This window comes from Telluria sp. RT2P19 (genome assembly GCF_059685725.1).
Genome location: NZ_JCASIL010000006.1, coordinates 91941 through 117131, shown reverse-complemented (window position 1 = coordinate 117131; position 25191 = coordinate 91941). Strand labels below are relative to the sequence as shown.

The 25191-nt window shown below is 67.6% G+C and carries 18 protein-coding genes; 12 read left to right on the top strand and 6 right to left on the bottom strand.

Annotated elements, in window-relative coordinates:
* The first annotated feature begins 30 nt into the window (after positions 1 to 30).
* The 8 genes from AC56KW_RS09990 (at position 31) to AC56KW_RS09955 (ending at position 10600) form a co-directional block, all read left to right on the top strand.
* A complete protein-coding gene (locus AC56KW_RS09990) occupies positions 31 to 1908 on the top strand; it encodes an ABC transporter transmembrane domain-containing protein (RefSeq protein ID WP_497170581.1) in 1878 nt (625 codons plus the stop codon).
* Between the two features lie 146 nt (positions 1909 to 2054).
* The gene (locus AC56KW_RS09985) at positions 2055 to 4079 is read left to right on the top strand and encodes a methyl-accepting chemotaxis protein (protein WP_497170580.1); all 2025 of its coding nucleotides are present in this window, start codon (positions 2055 to 2057) and stop codon (positions 4077 to 4079) included.
* A gap of 58 nt (positions 4080 to 4137) precedes the next feature.
* Positions 4138 to 5241 carry a threonine aldolase family protein gene (locus AC56KW_RS09980; RefSeq protein WP_497170579.1) on the top strand — a complete coding sequence of 368 codons (1104 nt, stop codon included), beginning with the start codon at positions 4138 to 4140 and terminating at the stop codon, positions 5239 to 5241.
* 29 nt (positions 5242 to 5270) lie between these two features.
* Positions 5271 to 6065 carry a thymidylate synthase gene (locus AC56KW_RS09975; RefSeq protein ID WP_497170578.1) on the top strand — a complete coding sequence of 265 codons (795 nt, stop codon included), beginning with the start codon at positions 5271 to 5273 and terminating at the stop codon, positions 6063 to 6065.
* Positions 6062 to 6562, top strand: a complete 501-nt coding sequence (locus AC56KW_RS09970; RefSeq protein ID WP_497170577.1) for a dihydrofolate reductase — start codon at positions 6062 to 6064, stop codon at positions 6560 to 6562. The genes AC56KW_RS09975 and AC56KW_RS09970 overlap by 4 nt, the downstream gene beginning before the upstream one ends.
* The gene (locus tag AC56KW_RS09965; RefSeq protein ID WP_497170576.1) at positions 6559 to 7194 is read left to right on the top strand and encodes a DUF4337 domain-containing protein; all 636 of its coding nucleotides are present in this window, start codon (positions 6559 to 6561) and stop codon (positions 7192 to 7194) included. The genes AC56KW_RS09970 and AC56KW_RS09965 overlap by 4 nt, the downstream gene beginning before the upstream one ends.
* Positions 7195 to 7390: 196 nt before the next feature.
* A complete protein-coding gene (locus AC56KW_RS09960) occupies positions 7391 to 9649 on the top strand; it encodes an Orn/Lys/Arg family decarboxylase (protein WP_497170575.1) in 2259 nt (752 codons plus the stop codon).
* A 69-nt stretch (positions 9650 to 9718) separates the two neighbouring features.
* A complete protein-coding gene (locus AC56KW_RS09955) occupies positions 9719 to 10600 on the top strand; it encodes a sigma-70 family RNA polymerase sigma factor (protein ID WP_497170574.1) in 882 nt (293 codons plus the stop codon).
* A gap of 12 nt (positions 10601 to 10612) precedes the next feature.
* Here the strand turns inward: AC56KW_RS09955 and dcd are convergent, their stop codons facing one another.
* Complete coding sequence (gene dcd, locus AC56KW_RS09950) at positions 10613 to 11179, bottom strand: dCTP deaminase (RefSeq protein WP_123068242.1); 567 nt, start codon at positions 11177 to 11179, stop codon at positions 10613 to 10615.
* 151 nt (positions 11180 to 11330) lie between these two features.
* Between dcd and AC56KW_RS09945 the strand changes: the two genes are divergently transcribed.
* Positions 11331 to 11594 (top strand): hypothetical protein, encoded by a 264-nt coding sequence (locus AC56KW_RS09945; protein ID WP_497170573.1) that lies wholly within the window; start codon positions 11331 to 11333, stop codon positions 11592 to 11594.
* 16 nt (positions 11595 to 11610) lie between these two features.
* On the opposite strand, the gene AC56KW_RS09940 is transcribed toward AC56KW_RS09945, so the two are convergent.
* Positions 11611 to 12447: an alpha/beta fold hydrolase gene (locus AC56KW_RS09940; protein WP_497170572.1), complete on the bottom strand. Its 837-nt coding sequence runs from the start codon at positions 12445 to 12447 to the stop codon at positions 11611 to 11613.
* Positions 12448 to 12702: 255 nt separating this feature from the next.
* On the opposite strand from AC56KW_RS09940, the gene AC56KW_RS09935 reads away from it, so the two are divergent.
* From AC56KW_RS09935 to AC56KW_RS09925, 3 genes are all read left to right on the top strand, one after another.
* Entirely contained in the window at positions 12703 to 13389 is a 687-nt protein-coding gene (locus AC56KW_RS09935; RefSeq protein ID WP_497170571.1) for a response regulator transcription factor, read from the top strand.
* A gap of 1 nt (position 13390) precedes the next feature.
* Positions 13391 to 14803, top strand: a complete 1413-nt coding sequence (locus tag AC56KW_RS09930; protein WP_497170570.1) for a sensor histidine kinase — start codon at positions 13391 to 13393, stop codon at positions 14801 to 14803.
* Positions 14804 to 14880: 77 nt separating this feature from the next.
* The gene (locus tag AC56KW_RS09925; protein ID WP_497170569.1) at positions 14881 to 16446 is read left to right on the top strand and encodes a hypothetical protein; all 1566 of its coding nucleotides are present in this window, start codon (positions 14881 to 14883) and stop codon (positions 16444 to 16446) included.
* A 15-nt stretch (positions 16447 to 16461) separates the two neighbouring features.
* On the opposite strand, the gene AC56KW_RS09920 is transcribed toward AC56KW_RS09925, so the two are convergent.
* The 4 genes from AC56KW_RS09920 to AC56KW_RS09905 are packed head-to-tail and all read right to left on the bottom strand — an operon-like array spanning position 16462 to position 25119.
* Positions 16462 to 18813, bottom strand: a complete 2352-nt coding sequence (locus AC56KW_RS09920) for a DNA internalization-related competence protein ComEC/Rec2 (protein WP_497170568.1) — start codon at positions 18811 to 18813, stop codon at positions 16462 to 16464.
* A 56-nt stretch (positions 18814 to 18869) separates the two neighbouring features.
* Entirely contained in the window at positions 18870 to 20585 is a 1716-nt protein-coding gene (locus tag AC56KW_RS09915) for a T6SS immunity protein Tli4 family protein (RefSeq protein ID WP_497170567.1), read from the bottom strand.
* A complete protein-coding gene (locus AC56KW_RS09910) occupies positions 20582 to 22288 on the bottom strand; it encodes an esterase/lipase family protein (RefSeq protein WP_497170566.1) in 1707 nt (568 codons plus the stop codon). The genes AC56KW_RS09915 and AC56KW_RS09910 overlap by 4 nt, the downstream gene beginning before the upstream one ends.
* Entirely contained in the window at positions 22285 to 25119 is a 2835-nt protein-coding gene (locus AC56KW_RS09905; RefSeq protein ID WP_497170565.1) for a type VI secretion system Vgr family protein, read from the bottom strand. Before AC56KW_RS09905 ends, AC56KW_RS09910 begins: the two co-directional genes overlap by 4 nt.
* Positions 25120 to 25191: the final 72 nt, after the last annotated feature.

The window sequence follows — 25191 nt, the reverse complement described above, 5'->3', positions numbered from 1 at the left end:
CAAGAAGAACGACCGGAACACCAGGACACGATGACCACCCGTAACACCAGCAAGCCAGAATCCGAGACATCCCGCAAGAGCAGCCTGGCCACCCTCAGGGGCCTGGGGCCGTTCCTGCGTCCCTACCGCCGCCAGTTCCTGCTGGCCGGCGTCGCCCTGCTGTTCGCGGCCGGCGCGACCCTCGCGATTCCGGCGGCCTTCAAGCAGATGATCGACCTGGGTTTCGGCGCGGCGGCGGGGTCGTCCGTCGGGTCCGCCACCGCCGCCGCCGGCGCCGCCATCGAAGGCGGCAGCCTGGAACACATCAACGCCACCTTCCTGGCCCTGTTCGGCGTGGCCGCCGTGCTCGCGGTGGCCACGGCGGCACGCTTCTACATGGTGTCCTGGCTGGGCGAACGCGTCACCGCCGATATCAGGAGCGCCGTCTACGCCCACGTGGTGCGCCAGAGCCCCGAATTCTTCGAGACCACCCGCACCGGCGAGGTGCTGTCGCGCCTGACCACCGACACCACCCTGATCCAGACCGTGGTCGGCACCAGCATCTCGCTTGCGCTGCGCAATACCCTGTTGTTCTTCGGCGGGCTGGTGATGCTGTTCGTGACCAGCCCGCGCCTGACGTCCATCATCCTCGGCCTGCTGGTGCTGGTGGTGCTGCCGATCGTGCTGTTCGGGCGCCGCGTGCGTAAACTCTCGCGCGACTCGCAGGACCGCATCGCCGACGCCTCGGCGGTGGCCGGCGAGATCCTGAACGCGATGCCGACCGTGCAGGCATTCACCCGCGAAAACCACGAGTCCGGCCGCTTCGGCAACGAAGTCGAAGGCGCCTTCACCACCGCGATGCGGCGCATCCGCGCCCGCGCCACCCTGACCATGCTGGCCATCGTGCTGGTGTTCGGATCGATCGTGTTCGTGCTGTGGCTCGGCGCCCATGCGGTGCTGGAGGGGACCATGACCGGCGGCGACCTGGGCCAGTTCATCCTGTACGCCGGCATCGTGGCCGGCTCGGTAGGCGCGCTGTCGGAAGTCATGGGCGACGCCCAGCGCGCCGCCGGCGCCACCGAACGCCTGCTCGAGCTGCTCGGCGCACGATCCGAGATCCAGGATCCGCTGCAGCCGCAAGCGCTGCCACACGGGGCTGGCTCCACCTCGGTCAACGGCGCCCGCGTCACGCTCGACGACGTCACCTTCGCCTATCCTTCGCGCCTGGATGAAGCGGCCCTGTCGCACCTGGCGCTCGATATCCGCCCCGGCGAGACAGTGGCCGTGGTCGGCCCTTCCGGCGCCGGCAAGACCACCCTGTTCCAATTGCTGCTGCGCTTCTACGACCCGCAATCCGGCAGCATCCGCCTCGATGGCGTCGACGTGCGCGACCTGGCGCTGCACACCTTGCGCGGCGCGGTCGGCATCGTGCCGCAAGACACCGTGATCTTCTCGCTCGACGCGATGGAAAACATCCGCTACGGCCGGCCCGACGCCAGCGACGACGAGGTGATCGCGGCGGCGAAGATGGCCGCGGCCCACGACTTCATCGAACGCCTGCCCGAGGGTTACGCGTCCTTCCTGGGCGAACGTGGCGTGCGCCTGTCGGGCGGCCAGCGCCAGCGCATCGCGATCGCGCGCGCCCTGCTCAAGAACCCGCCGCTGCTGCTGCTCGACGAAGCCACCAGCGCGCTGGACGCCGAATCCGAACGCCTGGTGCAGCGCGCGCTCGAGGCGGCCATGGTCGGCCGCACCACCATCATCATCGCGCACCGCCTGGCAACCGTGCAGCGCGCCGACCGCATCATCGTGCTGGACGAAGGCCGGATCGTGGAATCCGGTACCCATGCCGAGCTGATCGCGCTGCGCGGCGTGTACGCCAACCTGGCGGCGCTGCAGTTCCAGACCCATGCGCCGGTAGCGGCTTGAACTGTCAATACGTGGTAGCACGTAGCGATGCTCGTTGAGTGTTGCGTGCGCCACGAAGTCGCATTAGATCCTGACTAATTATTGCCTCAAGAAAAGTTGACAGGGTATGATCCGGGGTCATATCTCCGTCTGCCTCGTCAACTGCCATGAGCAAGAACACAATTAGGCCGTCCAGCTGGAGCGTCGGCACGCGCATCAGCGCCGTCACCTTCGCCCTCGCCGGCATCATCATCGCCGCCCTGATCGCGACCATCACCGTGTCGACCTCGAACATGCTCGAGCAGCGCGCCGTGGAGGGCGTGCGCAGCGAACTGCATGGTGTCGCCGCGACCGTCGAACTGTTCAACAAGACCGTCAGCAGCCAGGCGGTAAGCTTCGGGCGCATCTTCCGCGCCGGCCTGCCGGGCGAATTCACGCTCGACGAAGCCGCCACCGCCGACATCGGCGGCCGTCAGGTGCCGACGCTGAGCGTCGCCGGCCAGCCCTTGAATCTCGACTTCAGCGCACCGGACGCCTTCACCGAACGCACCGGTGGCAACGCCACCATCTTCGCCGCCTCGGGCGACGACTTCGTGCGCGTGAGCACCTCGGTCAAGAAGGAAAATGGCGAGCGCGCCGTCGGCACCGCCCTCGACAAGGCTTCGCCGGCCTACCCGGCGCTGCGCGCGGGCCGCACCTATGTCGGCCTCACCAAGCTGTTCGGCAAGCAGTTCATCACCCAGTACGAGCCGGTGCGCGATGGCGCGGGAAAGGTGGTCGGCGCGCTGTACGTTGGCGTCGATATCAGCGCCGACATCGCCGCGCTCAAGGAACGTATCCGCGCCGTCAAGGTCGGCGAGACCGGCTACTTCTACGTGCTGTCGGCCGTGCCGGGCCAGGCCTATGGCGAGCTGATCGTGCACCCGAACAAGGAAGGCGAGAACATCCTCGACAGCAAATCGATCGACGGCCACCTGTTCATCAGGGAAATGCTGGAAAAGAAGGAAGGCATCATCCACTACGACTCGCAGAATCCGGGCGAAAAGGCCGCGCGCGAGAAGTTCGCTGCGTATTCGGAAATGAAGGACTGGAACTGGGTCATCGCCGGCGGCACCTACCGCGACGAGATCACCGCCGCCACCGCCGCGCTGCGCAACCGCTTCATCCTGCTGGGCATGGCCGCCCTGGGCGCGCTGGCCGCCGTGCTGTACTTCCTGGTGCGCGCCAGCGTCACCCGCCCGCTGGCCGAAGTGCAGGAAGTGGCCACGCGCATCGCCGACGGCGACCTGACCGCGCAGGTGACTTTGCGACGCGGCGACGAGATCGGCCGCCTGACCGGCGCCATCAACGAGATCGGCGCGCGCCTGTCGACCGTGGTGGGGCAGGTGCGCGACGGCGCCGAGCACATCGCCACCGCCTCGCAAGAGATCTCGAGCGGCAACCTGGACCTGTGCAGCCGCACCGAGGAGCAGGCGGCCAGCCTGGCCACCACCGCCTCGTCGATGGACCAGCTGACCACGACCGTGCGCCAGAACGCGGACAACGCGCGCCAGGCCGACCAGTTGGCCCGCAGCGCTTCCGAAGTCGCCCACAAGGGCGGCAGCACCGTCTTGCAGGTGGTCGCGCGCATGGACTCGATCTCCCAGGCGTCGCGCAAGATCTCGGACATCATCGGCGTGATCGACGGCATCGCCTTCCAGACCAATATCCTGGCGCTGAACGCCGCCGTGGAAGCGGCGCGCGCCGGCGAACAGGGCCGCGGCTTCGCGGTCGTGGCGTCCGAGGTGCGCAACCTGGCCCAGCGCTCGGCCGCCGCCGCCAAGGAAATCAAGACACTGATCGACGCATCGAACAGCGAGGTACATGCCGGCAGCCAGCTGGTAGCCGAAGCCGGCGCCACGATGCAGGAAGTGCTGGACAGCGTGCAGCGCGTGACCGACATCATGTCCGAGATCAGCAGCGCCAGCCAGGAGCAGACGCAGGGCATCGAAGAGATCAACCGCTCGGTGGTCGAGATGGACACCGTGACCCAGCAGAACGCCGCCCTGGTGGAAGAAGCCAGCGCCGCCGCCCAGGCGATGCACGAGCAGGCCGACGCGCTGGCCCGTTCGGTGCGCCTGTTCCGCCTGGCCGACGAAGGCAAGAGCGCCGCACTGGCGGCGCCGCGCCGGCAGGCGCTCATCGAGGGCTGAGCTTCCAGCATCGGCGGTGGCGGTGTACAGTAACGGGCTCGCCTTCCAGGAGTCCGCCTTGATCGAACCCGACCTGCAGCGCCGCTGCCACACCATCTTCCCCGGCCACCGGCGGCCCCGGCCGGCCGAGCTGTACGCCGCCATGGCCGCCTGGTGCGAACGGCACGACATCGAGCACGACGTCTACGGCAACGGGGCCCTGATCCAGTCCTTCGAGGCCAAGGTCGCCAGCCTGCTGGGCTTCGAGGCGGCCGTGTTCTGCATCAGCGGCACCATGGCCCAGGTCACGGCGCTGCGCCTGGGCGGCGAAGATCGCGGCAGCCGCCTGGTGGCGCTGCATCCGACCTCGCACATCTTCGTGCACGAGCGATCCAACTACCAGTTGCTCGACCACTTCCAGGCGCTGTCCGTGGGCGAGCGCCATCGGCCGTGGACCGGGGCGGACCTGGTGGCGATCCCCGACCGCCTCGGCGCCGTCGGCCTCGAGATCCCGCTGCGCGAGATCGGCGGCCAGCTCTCGACCTGGGACGAGCTCGAAGCGATCAAGCGCCACTGCCGCACGCACGGCATCCACCTGCACATGGACGGCGCCCGCCTGTGGGAAGCGGCGGCCGGTTATGGCCGCGGCGTACGCGAGATCGCGGCCGGCTTCGATTCGGTGTACGTCTCGCTGTACAAAGGAATCGGCGGGCTGGGTGGCGCCATGCTGTGCGGCAGCCGCGCCTACGTCGACCGCTGCGCCGAATGGTTCCGGCGCCAGGGCGGCAATGTGATCCACCGCTCGCCTTACATCGTGGCCGCGGCGATGGGGTTCGACGAGCGGCTGGCGGCGATGCCCGCGTATTTCGAGCGCACCCGCTTCTTGTATGAAGCGCTGCGGGCCTACCCGCAGTTGCGCGTCAATCCGGCCGCGCCGCAGGCAAACATGCTGCATATTCACCTTCCCGTCGATCGCGACCGGGCGCTCGGCGTGCGCGACGCGCTGGCGCGCGAGCACGGGATCTGGATGTTCAACCGCGCCGCGCATGGCGCACTGCCTGCCACCAGCATCGTCGAGATCTACGTCGGCGATCAGCTGGTGTCGCTGGCCGACGACGCCGTGCGGGGGGCGCTGCGGCTTTTCGCCGACGCCATGGCGGACAGCGCCCTTGCCCAATGCTAGAATGGCAGATTGTCCAAACCTGTAACGCAATGCGCCAATATCTCGAATTCATGCGCCATGTGAAAGAGCATGGCGCCATCAAGACCGACCGCACCGGCACCGGCACCCGCTCGGTCTTCGGCTACCAGATGCGCTTCGACCTGCAGGAGGGCTTTCCCCTGCTGACCACCAAGAAGGTGCATCTGAAATCGATCATCCACGAGCTGATCTGGTTCCTGCAGGGTTCGACCAATATCGCCTACCTCAAGGAGCACGGGGTCTCCATCTGGGACGAATGGGCCGATGCCGAAGGCGACCTGGGTCCGATCTATGGCTACCAGTGGCGCAACTGGCCCACGCCATCCGGGGAGCACATCGACCAGATCGCGCAGGTGCTGGAACAGATCCGTACCACGCCGGATTCACGCCGGATGATCGTGTCGGCCTGGAACGTGGCCGATGTGCCGCAGATGAAGCTGCCGCCCTGCCATGCGCTGTTCCAGTTCTACGTGGCCGACGGCAAGCTGTCCTGCCAGCTGTACCAGCGCAGCGCCGACATCTTCCTGGGCGTGCCCTTCAATATCGCCTCGTACGCGATCCTGACCCACATGATGGCCCAGCAGGCCGGCCTTGAAGTCGGCGACTTCGTCTGGACCGGCGGCGACTGCCACCTGTATGCGAACCACTTGGAACAGGTCGAGCTGCAGCTGTCGCGCGAGATCCGCGCCTTGCCGCGCCTCGATTTCAAGCGCAAGCCCGATTCGCTGTTCGACTACCGCTTCGAGGATCTCGAGATCACCGGATACGATCCGCATCCCGCGATCAAGGCGCCGGTGGCCGTATGAGCGACGGCCCTCGCCTGACCCTCGTCGTCGCGGTCGACGCCAACAACGGCATCGGCGTGGACAACCAGCTGCCGTGGCACCTCCCCGCCGACCTGGCGCACTTCAAGCGCGTCACGCTCGGCAAGCCGATCATCATGGGACGCAAGACCTTCGACTCGATCGGCCGCCCGCTGCCCAAGCGCCGCAATATCGTGGTAACCCGCAATGGCGCCTGGTCGCATGAAGGCGTCGACCGCGCGGCGTCACTCGACGCGGCCATCGCCATGCTCGGTGGCGAGCCGGCCAGCATCATCGGCGGCGCCCAGGTGTTCGCCGAGGCGATGAAGGTCGCCGACGCGATGATCGTCACCCATATCGATCATGTCTTCCGCTGCGACACCTTCTTCCCGCCGATCGATCCGGCTACCTGGGTCGAGACCGCGCGCGAGACCCATCGCGCCGAAGAGCAGGGATTCGACTACGCATTCATCACCTACGCACGCAGGGCCGCGCAATGAGCGACGCGTTACGTCCTCCCGGCTCGCGCGGCGGCGACGGTTTCGCCGGCCGCGTCGCGGTATTGATCGCAGTGCTCGCCACGCTCGGCACCCTGTTCGCTTTTCTGGGCACCTCGTCGCACAACGACGCCAGCCTGCTCAAGACCCAGGCGGCGATGGAAAAGACCAGCGCCGCCAACGCCTGGAGCCACTACCAGGCCAAGTCGAGCCGCCAGAACCTGGCCGAGCTGGCCGCGACGCTGCCCGGCGTGGATGGCCTGCGCTACCGCGAGGACGCTGCGCGCTACCAGGAAGAAAAAGAAGTCATCCGCAAGGAAGCCGAGCGCTGGGAAGCTGCTTCCAGCGAAGCGAACCGCCGCTCCGAGGAAGCCCTGCACCGCCAGCGCCAGTGGGCCGCGGCCTCGGTGGCCCAGCAGATCGCGATCTCGCTGGCCGCGATCACCCTGCTGGCGCGCCGTACCTGGCTACTCACGCTCACCGGCGCGGTGGCCGCCTTCGGCATCACCCTGGGCCTGTTCGCCTTCCTGCACGGCAGTGTCACGGCGTTGTCACCGATCCCGCTGCTCGGTGCCTTGGCCGCGGCCCTGCTGACCGAGGGTATCCGGCGCGCCGGACGCAGGATGGACAACTGACCCCCGCCGCGACGGTTGCTGGAGTGCGCCACCCTTCTGGAACAGTGGCTAACCTAGCAAAAAAACTTGCACCGGGACCCGCGTTTTCTGCGAAAATCCGCTTCTCATTTTTCTACGGTGCCGTGCGCGGCGGCCAGCCCCTCCGGATCGACCGGCGGACCTGCCGCTCCCACGGCGCTTCGTTTTGGAGCTGTCCATGAAATTTCGTTTCCCAATCGTCATCATCGATGAGGACTTCCGCTCGGAGAATACCTCCGGTCTCGGCATTCGCGCCCTGGCGGCCGCAATGGAACAGGAAGGCATGGAGGTCGTCGGTGTGACCAGCTATGGCGACCTGTCCCAGTTCGCTCAACAGCAGTCGCGCGCATCGGCCTTCGTCCTGTCGATCGACGACGAGGAATTCGGCGGCGGCTCGCTCGAAGAGACCGACACGGCGCTGATCGGCCTGCGCGCCTTCGTGAAGGAAATCCGTCACAAGAACGCGGACATCCCGATCTATATCTATGGCGAGACCCGCACCAGCCGCCACATCCCGAACGACATCCTGAAGGAGCTGCACGGCTTCATCCACATGTTCGAGGACACCCCCGAATTCGTGGCGCGCCACATCATCCGCGAGGCCAAATCCTATCTGGACAGCCTGGCGCCGCCGTTCTTCCGCGCACTGGTCAACTACGCCTATGACGGCTCGTATTCGTGGCACTGCCCCGGCCACTCGGGCGGCGTCGCCTTCCTGAAGTCGCCGATCGGCCAGATGTTCCACCAGTTCTTCGGCGAGAACATGCTGCGCGCCGACGTCTGCAACGCGGTCGAGGAACTCGGCCAGTTGCTCGACCACACCGGCCCGGTAGCCAAGTCGGAACGCAACGCCGCGCGCATCTACAGCGCCGACCATTGCTACTTCGTGACCAACGGCACCTCGACCTCGAACAAGATGGTGTGGCACTCGACCGTGGCGCCGGGCGACATCGTCGTGGTCGACCGCAACTGCCACAAGTCGATCCTGCACTCGATCATCATGTGCGGCGCGATCCCCGTGTTCCTGATGCCGACCCGTAACCACCTCGGCATCATCGGCCCGATCCCGCTCGAGGAATTCACCCCTGAATCGATCGCGCGCAAGATCGAAGCCAACCCGTTCGCGCGCGAAGCCGTCAACAAGAAGCCGCGCATCCTCACCATCACCCAGTCGACCTACGACGGCGTGGTGTACAACGTCGAGACCCTGCGCGAAATGCTGGACGGGAAGATCGACACCCTGCACTTCGACGAAGCCTGGCTGCCGCACGCGACCTTCCACGACTTCTACAAGAACATGCACGCGATCGGCCAGAACCGTCCGCGCGCAAAAGAATCGATGATCTTCTCGACCCAGTCGACGCACAAATTGCTTGCGGGTCTATCGCAGGCCTCGCAGGTGCTGGTGCGCGAATCCGAGTCGGTCAAGCTGGACCAGGACGCCTTCAACGAGGCATACCTGATGCACACCTCCACCTCGCCGCAGTATTCGATCATCGCCTCGTGCGACGTGGCCGCCGCGATGATGGAAGCACCGGGCGGCACCGCCCTGGTCGAGGAATCGATCCTCGAAGCGCTCGACTTCCGCCGCGCGATGAAGAAGGTCGACGAGGACTACGGCACCGACTGGTGGTTCCAGGTCTGGGGCCCGGACAAATTCTCGGAAGAAGGCATCGGCACCCAGGACGACTGGATGATCCGCGCCGAAGAGAACTGGCACGGCTTCGGCAAGCTGGCGCCGGGCTTCAATATGCTCGATCCGATCAAGGCGACCATCGTGACCCCGGGCCTGGACCTGTCGGGCCAGTTCGGCGAGACCGGCATCCCGGCCTCGATCGTCACCAAGTATCTCGCCGAGCACGGCGTGATCATCGAGAAGTGCGGCCTGTACTCGTTCTTCATCATGTTCACCATCGGCATCACCAAGGGCCGCTGGAACACGCTGGTGACGGCGCTGCAGCAGTTCAAGGACGACTACGACCGCAACCAGCCGATGTGGCGCGTGATGCCGCAGTTCGCCGCGGCCAACCCGCGCTACGAGACCCGCGGCCTGCGCGACCTGTGCACCGAGATCCACACCTTCTACAAGTCGCGCGACGTGGCGCGCCTGACGACCGAGATGTACCTGTCGGACATGGTGCCGGCAATGAAGCCGTCGGACGCCTTCGCCAACATGGCGCATCGCAGGATCGAGCGCGTCGCGATCGATGAACTGGAAGGCCGCATCACGGCCATCCTGCTGACGCCTTACCCGCCGGGCATTCCGCTGCTGATCCCGGGCGAGCGCTTCAACCGGACCATCGTCGACTACCTGCGCTTCGCGCGCGACTTCAACGAACGCTTCCCGGGCTTCGAGACCGACGTCCATGGCCTGGTCAAGCGTGAAGTCGACGGCAAGCGCGGTTACTTCGTCGATTGCGTGATGCAGGACGCGTAACACGCTTCTCCCTGACGCCAGAGGCCCGGTGCGAATCCGGGCCTTTTTTTTCGCGTATCATGTCCGCTCATGGATACCAGCCACACCGATTCGGCAGCATTCTTCAGCGCCCGCCGCCCGCGCCTGCAGCGCATCGCCTACCGCATGCTCGGATCGGTGGCCGAGGCCGAGGACGTGGTGCAGGATGCCTGGCTGCGCTGGCACGGCGCCGACCGGGACGCAGTGCGCGAGCCCGAAGCGTTCCTGGTACGCACCGTGACGCGCCTGTGCCTGGACGTGCTCAAGTCCAGCCGCATCAAGCGCGAGCAATACATCGGTTCGTGGCTGCCCGAGCCCTTCGTCGACCCGGCCGATGACGAAGACGACGATATCACCCTGCCCCTGATGCTGGCGATGGAGCGCCTGTCGCCGCTGGAGCGCGCGGCGTTCTTGCTGCACGACGTGTTCGACATGGCGTTCGAGGAGGTGGCCGAAGCCATCGGCCGCGAACCGGCGGCCTGTCGCCAATTGGCCAGCCGCGCCCGTGCCCATGTAGCACAGGCGCGGCCGCGCTTTCCGATGCAGCAGGACCAGCAGCATCAAATCGCTTCCGCCTTCTTCGCCGCCTCGCGCAGCGGCGACCTGGAGCAGTTGCGGCAACTGCTGTCGAACGACGTGGTGTTCTACGGCGACGGCGGCGGCAGGCGGTCGGCCGTCATCAATCCGATCTTCGGCCAGGACAAGGTGCTGCGCATGCTGCAGGCGTTCACGCGCAAAGGCGGCTGGGACACGGCCACGGTGCTGCGCATGGCCAGGATCGATGGCCTGCCGGGACGGATCACCCTGGAGGGGGACGCCATGCTGCAGACCACGGCGCTACAGATCGACGGCGGGCGCATCACGGCCATCTATGTGATGCGCAATCCCGACAAGCTGGGGCACCTGGAGCGCGCGGCGCGCCAGGTCGGGTAAGAAAAGACCAGGTCAGGTCTTCGGCAGGGTCACGCCGTGCTGGCCCTGGTACTTGCCGCCGCGGTCCTTGTACGAGGTCTCGCAGACTTCGTCGCTCTCGAAGAACAGCACTTGGGCGCAACCTTCGCCGGCGTAAATCTTGGCCGGCAGCGGCGTCGTGTTCGAAAATTCCAGCGTCACGTAGCCTTCCCATTCGGGCTCGAACGGCGTCACGTTGACGATGATGCCGCAGCGCGCATAGGTCGACTTGCCCAGGCAGACGGTGAGCACGTTGCGCGGGATGCGGAAGTACTCGATGGTGCGCGCCAGCGCGAACGAATTGGGCGGGATGATGCAGACGTCGCTCTTGACGTCGACGAAGGAATTCGAATCGAAGTTCTTGGGGTCGACGATGGTGCTGTTGATGTTCGTGAACACCTTGAATTCATCGGCGCAGCGGATGTCGTAGCCATACGAGGACGTGCCGAACGAGATGATGCGGCGGCCGTCCTGCTCCCGAACCTGCTGCGGCTCGAACGGCTCGATCATGCCGGTGCTTTCCGCCATGCGGCGGATCCATTTGTCGCTCTTGATAGTCATTGTCGGTTTTTCGGCAGGGAGAAAATCCCGCGATTTTACGCGAAATGCCGGCGCCGGTGCTGATCCCGCTGCCAGACTGGCAATAATTGATTGCCGATGAGCGCTGCTGCGCATACCATAAGTTACCTCAACCCTTCTCGGAGAAGTCTTCATGCGCGATGCATTGAAAGTCGCGGCGCTCGGCGCCCTGGTCGCTCTCGTGGGCTGCAGCAGCCCGCCGCAGCCCACGCCGGAAGCAGCACCGGCCACGGCCGCTCCTGCACTGGCGGCGCAGCAGGACGAACATGAGATGACCGGCTCGCGCATCCCCAAACGCAAGAGCACCGACCGCATGCTCAAGACCGTCGGCGCCCAGGATGCGCGCGACGCGATGGACAGCGCGATGCGCCCGCTGGACGCCAACGGCGGCCGCTGAGCGATCCGCGGCGCGCTCAGGCCGACGTGATGCGCCGGCCTCCACCGGCCGTACTGGCGGTCGGCGCCAGCAAGCGCTCGATCATCGCGCGCGCCAGCTGCGCGGTCTCCTGCGGCTTTTCGAGCGGGTACAGGTGGCCGCCTTCGATCATCACCAGGTTGTCGCCCACCAGCTTGCGGGTCGAGGCCAGGCCGGCCTGGCGCATCTCTTCGGAACGGGTGCCTGCGATGAAGCCGACCGGCACCGGGAACGGTGCGCGGATCACTGCATCCATATGGTGCGGAAGCGTCTGGTAGATGGCCGATTCGATCTCGCGCCGAAAGCGCAAGGTGACGCCTTCGGGATGCGGCGCCAGGCCGTGTTCCAGGTAGTCGTCGAGCGCGCCGGGCGCCCAGGCCTGGAAGATCGGCTTGGCGCTGAAATGGTCGTGGGCGGCTTCACGGCTGGCCCACAGTTCGCGGCGCTTGCGGGCGAAACGCGCGGGCGACAGGCGCTCGCCCCAGCCGGCCAGCTTGGCCAGGCGCCAGGCCAGCGCGCGCCAGCCGGCCACCACCGGCGAATCGAGCATCACCACGCAGCGCGCCAGGTCGGGCCGGCGCCTGGCCGCCATCATGCACAGCATGCCTCCGAGCGAATGGCCGACCAGGATCGCTGGCTGGCCGTACCCTTCCAGGTGCTCGATCAGCTCGTCCACCAGCGCATCCCAGCCGTCGCCGACCGGATGGCGCGGATCGTGGCCGTGCATGTCCAGGCTGCGTACGTCGTAGTATGCGCGCAGTTGCGCGAGCAGGCGGTTGTAGGTGCCGGCCGGGTAGCTGTTACCGTGGGCGAAATGAAGCAGGGGCTTGGACATGGCATGGCGCTGTCGTCATCAACAGCGGCCAATTGTAATGGCTGGCGCCCCCGCGCGGACCGCCTTTAGAAGGAAACCCCTACAGTCGGGTAACGCTGCAGCCCTGTGTCGCCGCGTCCGCATTGCCCGCATTGCCTGTGCGGCTCGCCATGTGCACGTGCACCGCAGGGTTCAACGCGTCCCGGCGAGGTAAAACCGGGTAAAGGCGCAGGCTGCCCGAAAGACCTGCGCGCGCGACTACGCTATCCTGTCGCCATGAACCATGTATTGCTCATCGACGACGACGTCGAACTGGTCGGCATGTTCGCCGACTACCTGGAACAGGAAGGCTTCAGGGTCGCCTGCGTCCATAACGGCGAGGACGGCGCGCGCGCGGCGCTCAGCGGCCACTACGCCATCGCCATCCTCGACGTCATGATGCCCGGTAGCGGCGGCATCGAGGCCCTGCGCCAGATCCGCGCGGCCAGCCGCATCCCGGTCTTGATGCTCACCGCGCGCGGCGACGACGCCGACCGCATTCTGGGGCTGGAGCTGGGCGCCGACGACTACGTGGCCAAGCCCTGCACGCCGCGCGAACTGACCGCGCGCGTGCGCGCCATCCTGCGCCGCACACAGGCGCAGCCGGACAGCGGCCCGGGCGCGGCGCTCACGGTGGGCAAGCTCGCCATGCATCCGGAGGGGCGGCGCGCGACCTGGGACGGCCGCCCGCTGGACCTGACCAGCACCGAATTCAACCTGCTCGAAGTATTGGCGAGGAATGCCGGCAAGCCGGTGAGCAAGAACGACCTGTCCGAACAAGGCCTGGGTCGGCCGCTGGCGCGCTTCGACCGCAATATCGACGTCCACCTGAGCAGCCTGCGCCACAAGCTGGGACCTCTGGCGGACGGCCGTTCCTGCCTGCAGACCATCTACCGCCAGGGTTACCAGCTGATCAAGGACTAGCATGGGTCGGCTGTTCTGGAAATTCTTCCTGTGCATCTTGCTGGCCCAGCTGACGGCGACCATCGCCATCGGCGGCGCCTTCTGGCTGCGCGACCAGGCGCGCCAGAAGGCCGCGCCGGCCCTCGATTCCGGCCCGCCGGCCGCGATCGCGCTCGACGCCGCTGCCGCCACCTTGCGCCACGGCGGCGAAGCGGCGCTGCGCGAATTGCTGGGCGAAATGCGGCGCCCGCAGATGTTCGTACTCGACGAGGCGCGGCGCGACCTGCTGGGGCGCGCGGTCCCAGCCGAGCTGCTCCAGGAGGCCGAGCGCCGACTGCTGAGCGGTGAACAGCGGGGCCTGGAAGGCAGTTCGTGGCGCGGCGCGCGGCGCCTGGTTGCGCCAGGCGGCGCACGCTATGTGGCCTTCGTGTCGCGCCAACCCGGCCGGCCCGAAGGGGCGCGCGGCGGCCCCGGCACACTGGCGCCGGCGCTCGACCCCGGTGCGCGGCGCCGCATTGGCCAGACCGTCGCGATCGGCGCCGCCGTCGTCGCCAGCCTGCTGTTCGCGGCGCTGCTGGCCTGGTATTTCTCGCGCCCCATCCGCGCGCTGCGCAGCGCGTTCGAAGCGGCGGCCGCCGGCGACCTGGCGCCGCGCTTTGGCCGCGCGACCAAGGGCGGCGATGAATTGAGCGACCTGGGACGCGATTTCGACCGCATGAGCGGGCGGCTGCGCGCGCTGATGGATGGCCAGCGCCGCCTGCTGCACGACGTCTCGCACGAGCTGCGCTCGCCACTGGCGCGCATGCAGGCGGCGGTCGGCCTGGCGCACCAGCAGCCGGACAAGATCGGCAGCACGCTCGAGCGGGTCGAGCGCGAGAGCGACCGGATGGACAAGCTGGTCGGCGAGCTCCTGACCCTGTCGCGCCTCGAAGCCCTGCCCGACGCGCTGCGGCGCGAGCCGGTCGACCTTGCCGAACTGGCCGACGGCGTCGTGGCCGATGCCCGCTTCGAGGCGGCCCAGCTCGACCTGCGCGACGGCCGCGGGCCTGGGAACGCGACCCGCATCCTGGTCGAGGCCGAGGGCAGCGTCGGTGTGAGCGGCGACCCGGACTTGCTCTGGAGCGCGCTGGAAAACGTGGTGCGCAACGCGGCCAGGCATGGCGCCCAGGGCGGCGTCGTGACGGTCGCGCTGCGGCTCGATGCCTCCGTCGCCCGCATCGACGTGCTCGATCGCGGCCCGGGCATTGCGCAAGACGACCTGGCGGCCGTGTTCCAGCCGTTCTTCCGCGCCGGCGCGGCGCGCACCGGCGTCGACGGCCATGGCCTGGGTCTTGCGATCGCGCAGCGCGTGGTGCATGCCCACGGCGGCGAGATCGTCGCCCACAACCGTGAGGATGGCGGGCTGCAGGTAACGATCAGCTTGCCCCGCGATTGACCAAAAAACAAGCACGCGGGTAGAATACGGGCGCTTTCTCCACCCTGAGTGACTTTCGCTCGCATACAGGAGCGATCTTGCTCAAGCGCCTTGCCAGTTATTGGTTCGTTCCCTTCTTCCTGGCGATCGCCGGCGTCGCCCTGGCCAAGACCTCGCTGACCGGCGACGGCTACGAGTACATGCTGACCATGCACGCGCTGGCCGAGCACGGGTCGCCCGACATCACCCAGGCCGACGTCGCATCGCTGCAGCGCAACGCGGGAAACGTGCCGTTCTATGCCGTGACCCTGGGCGACCTGATGCCGTACATCGTCGAGCACCTGCGCGCGCCCGAGAAAACGCCGGCGTTCACCTACACCATCATGCCGAACGACGAGGGTCGCTTCTACGGCATCCATTTCGGCCTGTATTCGCTGCTCGCCCTGCCCTTTTATATCCTGCTCAAGCCGTTCGGGGCCTATCCGCACTATGCCTTCACCCTGCTCAACCTGAGCTTTTGCGTCGGCGCCTTCGTATATGTGCGGCGCGCGATGTCCGGGCATGCCGGGCGCGCAGCGCACACGTCGCTGGCCATGCTGGTGTTCCTGCTGTCGGGCACCACGTTCTACCTGAACTGGACCGGGCCCGAGGTCTTGACCGCCAGCTGCGTGCTGATCGCCTGCATCGCGCTGCTGCGCGGCCAGGCCGGACTGGCGATCCTGTTCGCCGGCCTGGCCGCCAGCCAGAATCCGCCGATCTTCCTCTTGATCCCATTCGCCGCCGCCTACCGTCTCCTGATCGCCAGGTATCCCGCGCTGCAATGGCCGGATAGCGTGGCCGCGGCGCCCGACCAGCGCGAACTCCTGCTGGGCGCGACCGGCGTCGCGCTGACCCTGGCGCCGTATGCGTTCTTCCAGGCCACCTTCGGCACGCCCAGCGTGATCGCGCGCGACTTCAACGAATCGGCCTTCATCACGGGCGCCCGCCTGTTTTCGGTGTTCTTCGACCTGAACCAGGGCATGATCATCGGGATTCCTGGCGTGGCGCTGGCCCTTCTGATGGGCCTTGGGCTGCTGCCCCGTCGACAGCGCGGCCCATGGCTGGTCGTGGCCGCGCTGCTGGTTGGCGTGATCGTCCTGATGGCCGTACCCGCGCTGAGCACCGTCAACTGGAATTCGGGCGGCGTGGTCATGACGCGCTACAGCTATTGGCTCGGCATGCCGCTGATGGCGCTGGCCTTGCTGGCGGCAAGGCTGTTGTCGGCGAAATCCGGCCTGGCGCTCCTGCTCGGCGGCGCGGCGCTGCAGGCAGTGCTGCTGTCCACCACCGGCCTGTTGGGCGGCAAGACCATGTATACCGAACACTCGCTGGCGGCGCGCTGGGTGCTCGGTCACTACCCGCAGCTGTACAACCCTGAAGCCGAAATCTTCCATGCGCGCACCGAGAAGGCGGTGACGCTTCCCCTGCCAAAGGACAGCATCCCGGTCTTCAGTGCGAACGGCAAGCCGACCAAGGTCATGCGCCATCGTTCGAACCAAGGGGCGCCGGCCGGGATGTGCGCACCAGGCCAGGCGCTGCAGGGACAACACGTGCGGCGCGTCACGCGCGAGTGGGAATACCTGCACGCGCCATTCACCTGCCTGGCCCGGCCTTCGGCATCCTGAACGTTTCGTCAGCCATCAGCGGCCGTGCCAGTAACGGGCATGCTCGGTACGGTAGGCGCGCGGAGCCAGGCCATCGACCGAGTCGAGCACGATCGCGCCAGTGTGGTCGGTTCGCAGTTGCCTGATGCCCAGGGCCTGGTAGCGGTCGACGACCTCTTTCTTGGGATGCCGATATCGGTTGCGATAACCGACCTGGAACAGCGCCAGTTCCGGACGCACCGCCGCCAGGAAAGCCGCGGTCGACGACGTGCCGCTGCCGTGGTGCGGCGCCAGGAGGACCTTCGCCCGCAGACGCTTGCCCTCTGTTGCGACCAGTCCCGCCTCTTGCGCGGCCTCGATATCGGCGGCCAGCAGGATGGCGGTGCCGGCGGCGCTCACGCGCAGCACGCAGCTGCGGGCATTGGCTTTCAGGCGCGCATTGGCGTAGATGGCGGGATCCGGGCCCAGCATCTCGAAACGCACGCCATCCCATACCCAGTGCTGACCTGCCAGGCAGCGCCGCCGCCGTTTTGCCTTGGGCAGCAGGGAATGCGTGGCCGGCAAGGACGACACCAGCTCGTCCACAGCCAGCGTCGCAAGCACGGCGTGGGCGCCGCCGATGTGATCGAGGTCGCTGTGCGACACCACCAGCGTATCGAGGCGCCGGATGCCGCGGCCGCGCAGGTACGGCAGGATGACCCGGCTGGCGCCGCTCGCGCCTGGCGCATACTGCGGTCCGGTGTCGTACAGCAGCCGATGGCGATGCGTCTCGACCAGCAGCGCCATGCCCTGGCCGACGTCGAAGGCGGTGACGCTGAACTGGCCCGGCGCCGGCGCCGACGGCAGTTGCGCCAGCAGCGGGGTCCAGGCCGCGAGCCCTGCCCAGCGTTGCGGCCAGCCGCGCGGCGCCAGCACCCAGGCCGTCCCGAGCAGGGCCAGCCCGAGAATCCATGGCGACGGGGCGGGCGCGGTCCACACCGCCAGCTCGGACGCGGCCAGTGTCTGCAGGGGCCAGGCCAGCAGCGTCACGGCCAGGTGGGCCGCGCCCAGGACCAGGTCCGCCAGCGGCGACGGCAGGACGCTGCCCACCAGCGCCAGCGGCGTGACGAACAGGCTGATGACCGGGATCGCCACCGCGTTCGCCAGCGGGCTGACGAGCGACACCTGGCCGAACAGCAGCAAGGTCAGCGGCGCCAGGCCGATCGTGACGGCCCATTGGGTGCGGGCCGCCAGCACGAGCCCCGCACGCCAGCCGCGGCTTTGCTCGCCGAGCCGTCCGCTGCAGCCGTACAGGATCGCGGCCACGGCGCCGAACGACAGCCAGAAGCCGGGCCACAGCATGGCCCAGGGGTCAAACAGCACGACGATGCCCAGCGCCAGGCACAGGACATGCGAGCTCGATGCGATGCGTCCCAGCCAGAGCGCCGCCGCGACGACCGCCAGCATGTAGAAGGTGCGCTGGGCCGGTACGCCGAAGCCGGCCAGCAGCACGTACAGCAGCGCCATCGAAGCGCCGGCCAGCGCGGCCGCCTTCTGGGCCGGCAGATGCAGCGGCAACTGGACGTCGGTCCAGAACGAGCGGCGCCACAGCGCCGACGCGACGCAGGCGGCGAGCGCGGCCACCATCGTGATGTGCAGGCCCGAGATCGACACCAGATGGCCGATGCCGGTGCGGTTGAAGACGTCCCAGTCGTCCTGGCCGATGCCGCGCTGGTCGCCGATGACCAGGGCCACGATGACCCCCGCATAGGGCTGGCCGTCCAGGATCGACATGATGCGCGTGCGCAGGTACCCGCGCGCACGTTCGATCGCGTAGCCGGCGCCCGGCGTCCAGTCGCGCAGGCGCTGGTTCCTGGCGCTGGAGGGACGGACGTAGCCGGTGGCGCGCACGCCCTGCTCGAGCAGCCAGGCCTCGTAGTCGAAGCCGTGGGGATTGGCGTTGCCGTGGGGCCGCTGCAGGCGCACCACCAGGCGCCAGTGTTCGCCGGGATGGATCAACGCCGGATCGGCGGCGGTCGCACCGTACCAGGACAGCAGGATCCGTGGCGGGACCGTGGCGCCGCGTGTTTCGCTGCGTGCGACGTCGACATGGAAACGCACGCCGCCCTCGAACCGGTGCGGGAGGCTGGCGATGGTGCCGGTGATGGTGATGTCGCGGCCTTCATCATGGCGCGGCAAGGCGTCGCGCAGCGCCAGGTGAGCGGTGATGGCGGCCCAGCAGAAGCCGAGCACGAGACCGGTCGTGAGGCGCCGAGGCAGGCCGCGCAGGAGCAGGCAGGCGGCGAGCAGCGTGGCGGCGCAGGCCTGCAGGATGCCCGCCGTCGGCAGCACGGCCTGCAGCTGTAGCGCGGCGGCGCCGGCGGCGAACGCGAGGATCGCGCTGCGCATGCTGGGCCGGCGCCGTCAGGTGGGCGCGCAGCGTGGATGGGACCGCTCCCCGGCGCTCATGCCAGACCATCCTTGCCGAGTGAATCCGGCGGGCCCTCGCCGCTGCTTCCTGCTGCACCGGTGTCGAGATGCCGCACCAGTTGCCACGCGCTGGGCCGATGGATCAGTTCAGGATGCGCGCTCGGGCGCCGGTGGCGTTGTGCACGGAAAGTCGCCGCCGGAAGCAGGCTTCCCGCGGCAAACCATCGGGTCCCGTCGAGCGCGTCGCCGTCTTCACAGCGCCACCAGCCGCTGGCCGGACACGCCGCGCCCGTCTTCGCGATGCTGCCGATCGGAACCTGGAAACGTCCACTAGCGAGGTGACCCGCGGGGGTGAATCCCGGCTCGGACGCCGGTGTCGCCTGCGCGAGTCCGGGAACCGGCGCGACCCTGGCGCGGCGCCGCTTGTCGACCAGGCTCCAGAGCGTCGGCAGGCTGCTCTCGAAGCTGGGCTGTACGCCACGGAGTCGTTGCCATGTGGTTTGCGCTGGCAACAGCAAGGCCTGTGGCATGCGCTGTCCGCTGTTGACGAATTGCTGCTGGCCGCCAAATACGCCGATGCCATCCGCGCCGTCGCCACAAGCCCACCAACCGGTCTGCGGACACATCTCGCCGGCAAATACGCTCGTCCCCAGTGCCGCCCGTGCCTGGGCTGGCACGGGATCGCGGTTCTGCGTCGGTCGCACGCGGATGCTGGCAGCAATGCGCTCCCACAGGTCGAACATGGCTTCCTCGGACAGCGTCGACTGGACGGGGCTTCCGCCTGCGACCGGGTTGGCCCCCGACTCGAGTTCGAGCAACAGGAGCGGTGCGTACAGGTCATCCTGGCGACCGCCCATCTCCCATTGGAACGAATATCCTGTCGTGAAATTCGGCTCGCGCACCCGCATGACCAGCTCATCGCCGTTGAGACCATTGATGGTGCGCGGGCGCTCGCGCAGATGCGTGAATGCCAGGCGCATGACGAGCGGTTGGCGCGTCACGCTGCGTTCATGACGCGCCAACAATCCCGGCGCCGGGTCGGTGCCGGCCATCGACGACAGGACGATATTCACATCGGGATGGCCAGGCAGGCCGGCGAACATGATCACGCTCTCATTGCCCTTGTGCTCGAACGGCTCACGCACGATCGCCCGGTTAATGCAGAAGCCTTTTTCTGGTGGAATCTCACCGGGTCCCAGTGGCCGGATCTGGCGCAGCGTGCGTTCAAGCCGTGGTCCCACATCCAGCGCCCGGTGTTTCGCGCGGGCCGTGATGCTCATGCCCTCGACACGGACGATACCTGCAACGCTGACGTCTTCCATCTCGACCAGCCGGTCGTCTTCCATGGTCTGGCCTCGCTGCCTGTCATACACGACGATTTTTCCTCGCGCGTCATCGGCGCCGAAGACCTTGGCGGTTTCCACATGAGCGGGCTTTTCGTCGTGGCCGGCGGCGCTTACTTGCGACTCAAGTCCGGCGAGCCGTGCATCGAACTCCTGCTCGGTCTCGCTATCGGCGCTTTCCAGATCAAAGCCGCCCACAAAGCCGGACTGGATACTCACCTGCGCCTCGACCGGCAAGTCGATCAGGAAGCGGCCTACGCACACGGTCTTCATGTTGTCCGTCATCTTTGCCACCTTTTGCTTGTCCTGGACGGTCTGCACCGAGTTGGCGAGAAACGACACCAGCATCATGGACAGGGCCAGCAGCGCGCCGGCCCACCGCGCCCTTCGGCCGCCGAACCGCTTCATTGGATATCCTGCACAATCTTGACGATGAGATGGCGTGTGAGCAGCAGCATGCCATCGTTCTGGAAGCTGTCCTGATGCCGGAATCCACCGCTCGCGAAGATCTGGCGTGCGTATTGCCCCGGGCCCGCGCCAGACTGCACGGGTACGGTTTCGTCCCCGTGTGCATCTTGTGGCCAGATCGAAAACTGCAGTCGCAGCCCTTTCTCGACTTCGACGTCGCGCATGCCGTCGGCGGCTGACGCGACATACCTGGCTGCCCGGATATTGCCAGTCGTGAGTGCGACGCCACTGCTGGACGGTTCGCGCGCGACCCACTGGATCTGGCCGAAGGCCTTGAACGTCTTGTCCGCCCCATAGAATGCATAAGTCAGCGGGTGGTAATACGGTGCCCGCCCCCCCTTCGCGCCAAGCCCGCCGACGAGGAATCTGGTGTGAAAATGCTCGGCCTCGTCGATGCTCGTCCGGATCAGGCGCGTGACGCCGCCAGGGGCATCCGCATGACGGCGTGCAGGGTCGGCCAATCCCGGATCGATCATCCGGAACCAGGATGCCATGTCGCGATAGAAGTCGTAGGGATTCCCCTCGGGTAGCGCCAGGTGATCGCGCACCTGATCGCGCCGGTTCACCGAACGGATGGTCTTGACCAGCATCCAGGGCCGGGGGTAGAGATGATTGGGAAGCAGCTGGAGCACGCCCGGAGAAATCGCCATGATCGGCGTGGTTTCGGCGCTCGTCTCCCCGGCGATCTGGGCGAACTTGCTCGCCTTGACATTGTCAGCGAGCCCGTTGGTAAAATTGCCCCCTTCGGTGCCATAGGCGATGCGGCGATAGGCCACCGGCGCGCCCAGGGCCGGCATCACGGCATGCACGATGCCCGCAATATCGGCACGATTGCCGTCATCGGTGGAGCTCAACCTGGCGCAGGCGCGCGCCACCAACCCGCCCATCGAATGGGTGAGCAGGATAACCTCGTTGCATGTGTGCTTGCGCTCGACCCAGAATTGCTTGATGTCGTCGATGCGCTTGCGCAGTTGCCGGGCTGCGGTTTCACAGGACGCGAGCCAGTTATAGCCAAATGCATACACGGGATACTGATAGGCAGCGTATTTTTCGAGCTCTTGTTCCGTCACATTGTCGACCGTCCGGACACCCCAGCGCTCGGCTTCGCACTGCATGACGCGTTTCCAGACATGCCGCACCTGCCGGACGCCATGGGGCGACACCTGGAACGTCCGGTCCAGGTGCCGCTGGAGGTCGACCAGCAGCGCGCCATACGATGACGCGTGCACCTCGCCCCAGCCACGCTCGCGCATGACCGAGGAATCGAGCGCGCAGAAAGGCACATCGAGCGAACCGCCCGGATCGACTTCGAGGATGCCGGGATCGAGGATACGCTGGCGCATCGCCGGCGAGCGGTCTTCCCATTTGGCGGCCTCGCGATATCCTTCGAGCGAACCATTCGGCGGGCGCCATGCCGACTCGCCAGGCTTGAGTACGCCGTCCTTCCGCGCGTTCGGCTCGCGGCGCGCCCGCAAATTCGATCCCATGATCCCGGGCACGAAAATGACCGGTATGACCTTGCGTGAACCGATGGTCACCCTGGCCCGCACCTTGAAGGCGGTCGGGGTCGCGACAGTATGCGCCACCAGGGTTCCATCGCGCTCGACAGTCGGCTGGGGGATGGGGCGGGTCGGCTCCTTCATGTCCGGCCCGCACCGGGATCGTCTGGTTCGTCGTCGGGTAGCAGGCGGATTTCGATATCGCCCATGGCGTAGCTGCAGAGGATGCTGGTGCGGCCTTCGTCGTCGGTCACGCCCTGAATGCGCGTGCCGTCCTCGTGGCGCGCGACATAGCGCTTGCCCCGCGCCGGCAGATTGGTCTGGCGGTCGAGCACGACCACCCGTTCATCGGTCTCGAGCTCGGTCGCCGGCAGGCGCAGGCCGGCCGGGGCGCCGCCGCCGGGGGACAGGTGCTCGACCGCCGTCGCCCTGACCACGTGCTTGCCGCTGCTCTGGTGCGTGATCGTGCCGCCGTCCCAGTCGGTCTGGGTGCCTTGCGACACGACCTTCACCGACGGCGCTTCCAGCTCGATGCCGGTGGCGGCGATCAGGCGGATGCGGCTGGACGACTTGATCTCGATATCCCCGCGGTGCGTCTCCACCACGATGTCGCCGCGCGCGGCGATCAGCTTCATGCCCAGTTCATGGGCGAACATGCTCAGGGCGCGCGAAGCGCGCAGGAACAGGCTGCGCCCGGTCGCCAGCTCGGCGTCGCCGGTCGAGACGATGTCGATCTTGGTGTGGGCGCCCAGGGCGATGCTGTCGTCGCTGGCGAGCACCACGCCGGCCGGCGCGCTCACCGCCACCATCGGCGCGCCGCCCTCGCCGGCTCCTTCGGCCAGCCGCGGACCGACATTCGAGCCGTCGTGCCACTCGCGCAGCCGCGCGGCCAGCGCATCGAGCCGCGGTCTGGCTTGCTCGCTCTCGCCATGATCGGCCGCCAGCCTGCCGAGCGTGTCGAGCACCCCGTGCATCACCTCGGCGATGCCGACCAGACCGCCCCGTTCCAGCTGGGCGCCCGCATCACGCTGATTGCCCCCCGCGCTGAGCAGGATGCCCTCGCCGCCGCGCAGCGCCACCGCCTTGTCGCTGCGCAGCTCGGCACCTTCGCCGCGCGCCCCTGCCTGGCCGTTGGCGCGCGGTTCGGACAGCCAACCAAGATTGAGCTCGGAGCCCGCATGCTCGCTCGCGAGCTGCACGCCGATCTGGCCGGGCGTATCGTCGAACACGAGCTGGCCTGCGCGCGCGCCGCCGATCTCGCGGCTGCGCATCCCCGACAGGTAGCGGTTGCCCGGCAACTCGCCTGCACGACTCAATGCCGGCGGCTGCGCGCGCTGGTTGTACAGCTGCGACAGGATTACCGGACGGTCGGGGTCGCCGCCCATGAAGGCCACCAGCACCTCGGTGCCGACGCGCGGCAGGCCGAGCGTGCCCGATTGCTGGTGGCTGCCCGGCCCGGCGCCGGCCCAGTTCGACGCGACCCGTACCCAGGCCGAATCAGCCGGCGAGTCCGACGCGCCGGCGCCATGCGCATGACGGTGGTCGTTGCTGCGCATGCCGGGAAAGCGGATCTTGACCCGACCCAGCGCGTCGCAATGCACTTCTTCGCCGGGTGGGCCCGTGACGATCGCGCTTTGCAGTTGCGGATGCGGCAGGTCGGTCCCGGGGTCGAAGCTGGGCACCAGCGGGATGCCGCGCCGCACCGCGTCGAAACTCACCCGCACCCGTACGGCGTCCAGCGACGGCGGCGCATCCGGAAACGCCGCGCCATCCATCCAGGCGCCCATCAGGCGCCGCACGCGCGCACGGACGTCGGCCGGGAGGTTGTTCTCGGCCTCGACGTGCAGCGCGGTGATGGCGAAGTCGCGTTCGGCCACCGGATGGGTGTCGATCTCGGGATGCCCGTCCAGGGTGAACCACTCGCCGGCGCGCAGGTCGCGCACGTCGCCCTCGCCATGGAAGCACTTGGTCTCGAATTCGTGGCGGTTCATGCGCACCTGGCCCAGGCGCCAGTGGTCTTCGACGTCGTTGCCGGCATGCGGCATTTCGACCTGGTAGTCGTCGAGACTGGCGGCAAGCTGGTTGCCGCTGCGGCCCTGGTCGGCCATGCTGCGCGCGGTCGTGGTCATGAACTGGGTGCCGAGCGGGTTGCGGTAGTCCCAGCTGTGGCGGGTAGTGCTGCCTAGCTGCAGCCGGCGCGCGGCGCACCAGGAAACGATGGTGTCGCGTTCTTCGGCGGCGCCGCCGCGGTGGTAGCGCACCGTGCCGGCGCCGTTGCGCGGCAGCGAGTTGGCGTCGGCAAACAGCACCAGCGTGTGCACCGGCGATGTGTCGCGCTCGACCTCGAGCGCCATGGTGCGCGCGTGGCCGGGCCGGAAGGTCCAGGCCACGCCGCGCCGGCGCAGCAGGCGGCGGATGAACGCGGCGTCGGATTCGTTGTACTGCATCGTCTGTTCGCGCGGCGGGAACTGGCGCATGTCGAACAGCGGATCGAGTTCATATTCGAAGGCGCTGGCCAGTACCGCGTTCGACTGGCGCCATTCATCGAACAGCACCTGCACGATCTCGAGCTCGTTCTGGTTGCGGAACACGCGGCTGTTGACACGCTTTTCCATGATCGCCAGCGCGTCGCGGATCACCAGCTGATAGAGGCCCAGGCCGCCGTCGTGGTCGCCGGCGCGCGCCTCGGCGACGATGCCGCAGGCGCCGCGCAGTTGGCCGCGGTCGGTAACGAACTGGATCTCGGCCGGCAGCGCGATCAGTTCCTTGAGCGGCAGGCGCGGCGTCGAGGCGACGCAGGTAACCGTGTATTCGAGGCCGCCGCAAACCGACTCGCTGCCGGTGACCCGCTGCGGCAGCAGGACTTCATCGGCAAGGTGGTCGGCGTGGCCCAGACGCAGCCGGATCGGCCGGTGCGCCGTCGCCAGCGACCTTTCGTGCTGCAGCATGCGCAGGAATTCGCTCGTGCTGTCCAAGGGGTTCTCCTGTCCGGTGGCAGTCGAGTCGGGCTCGACTCGTCGAAGGAGAATCTTGGCATGGCGGTATCC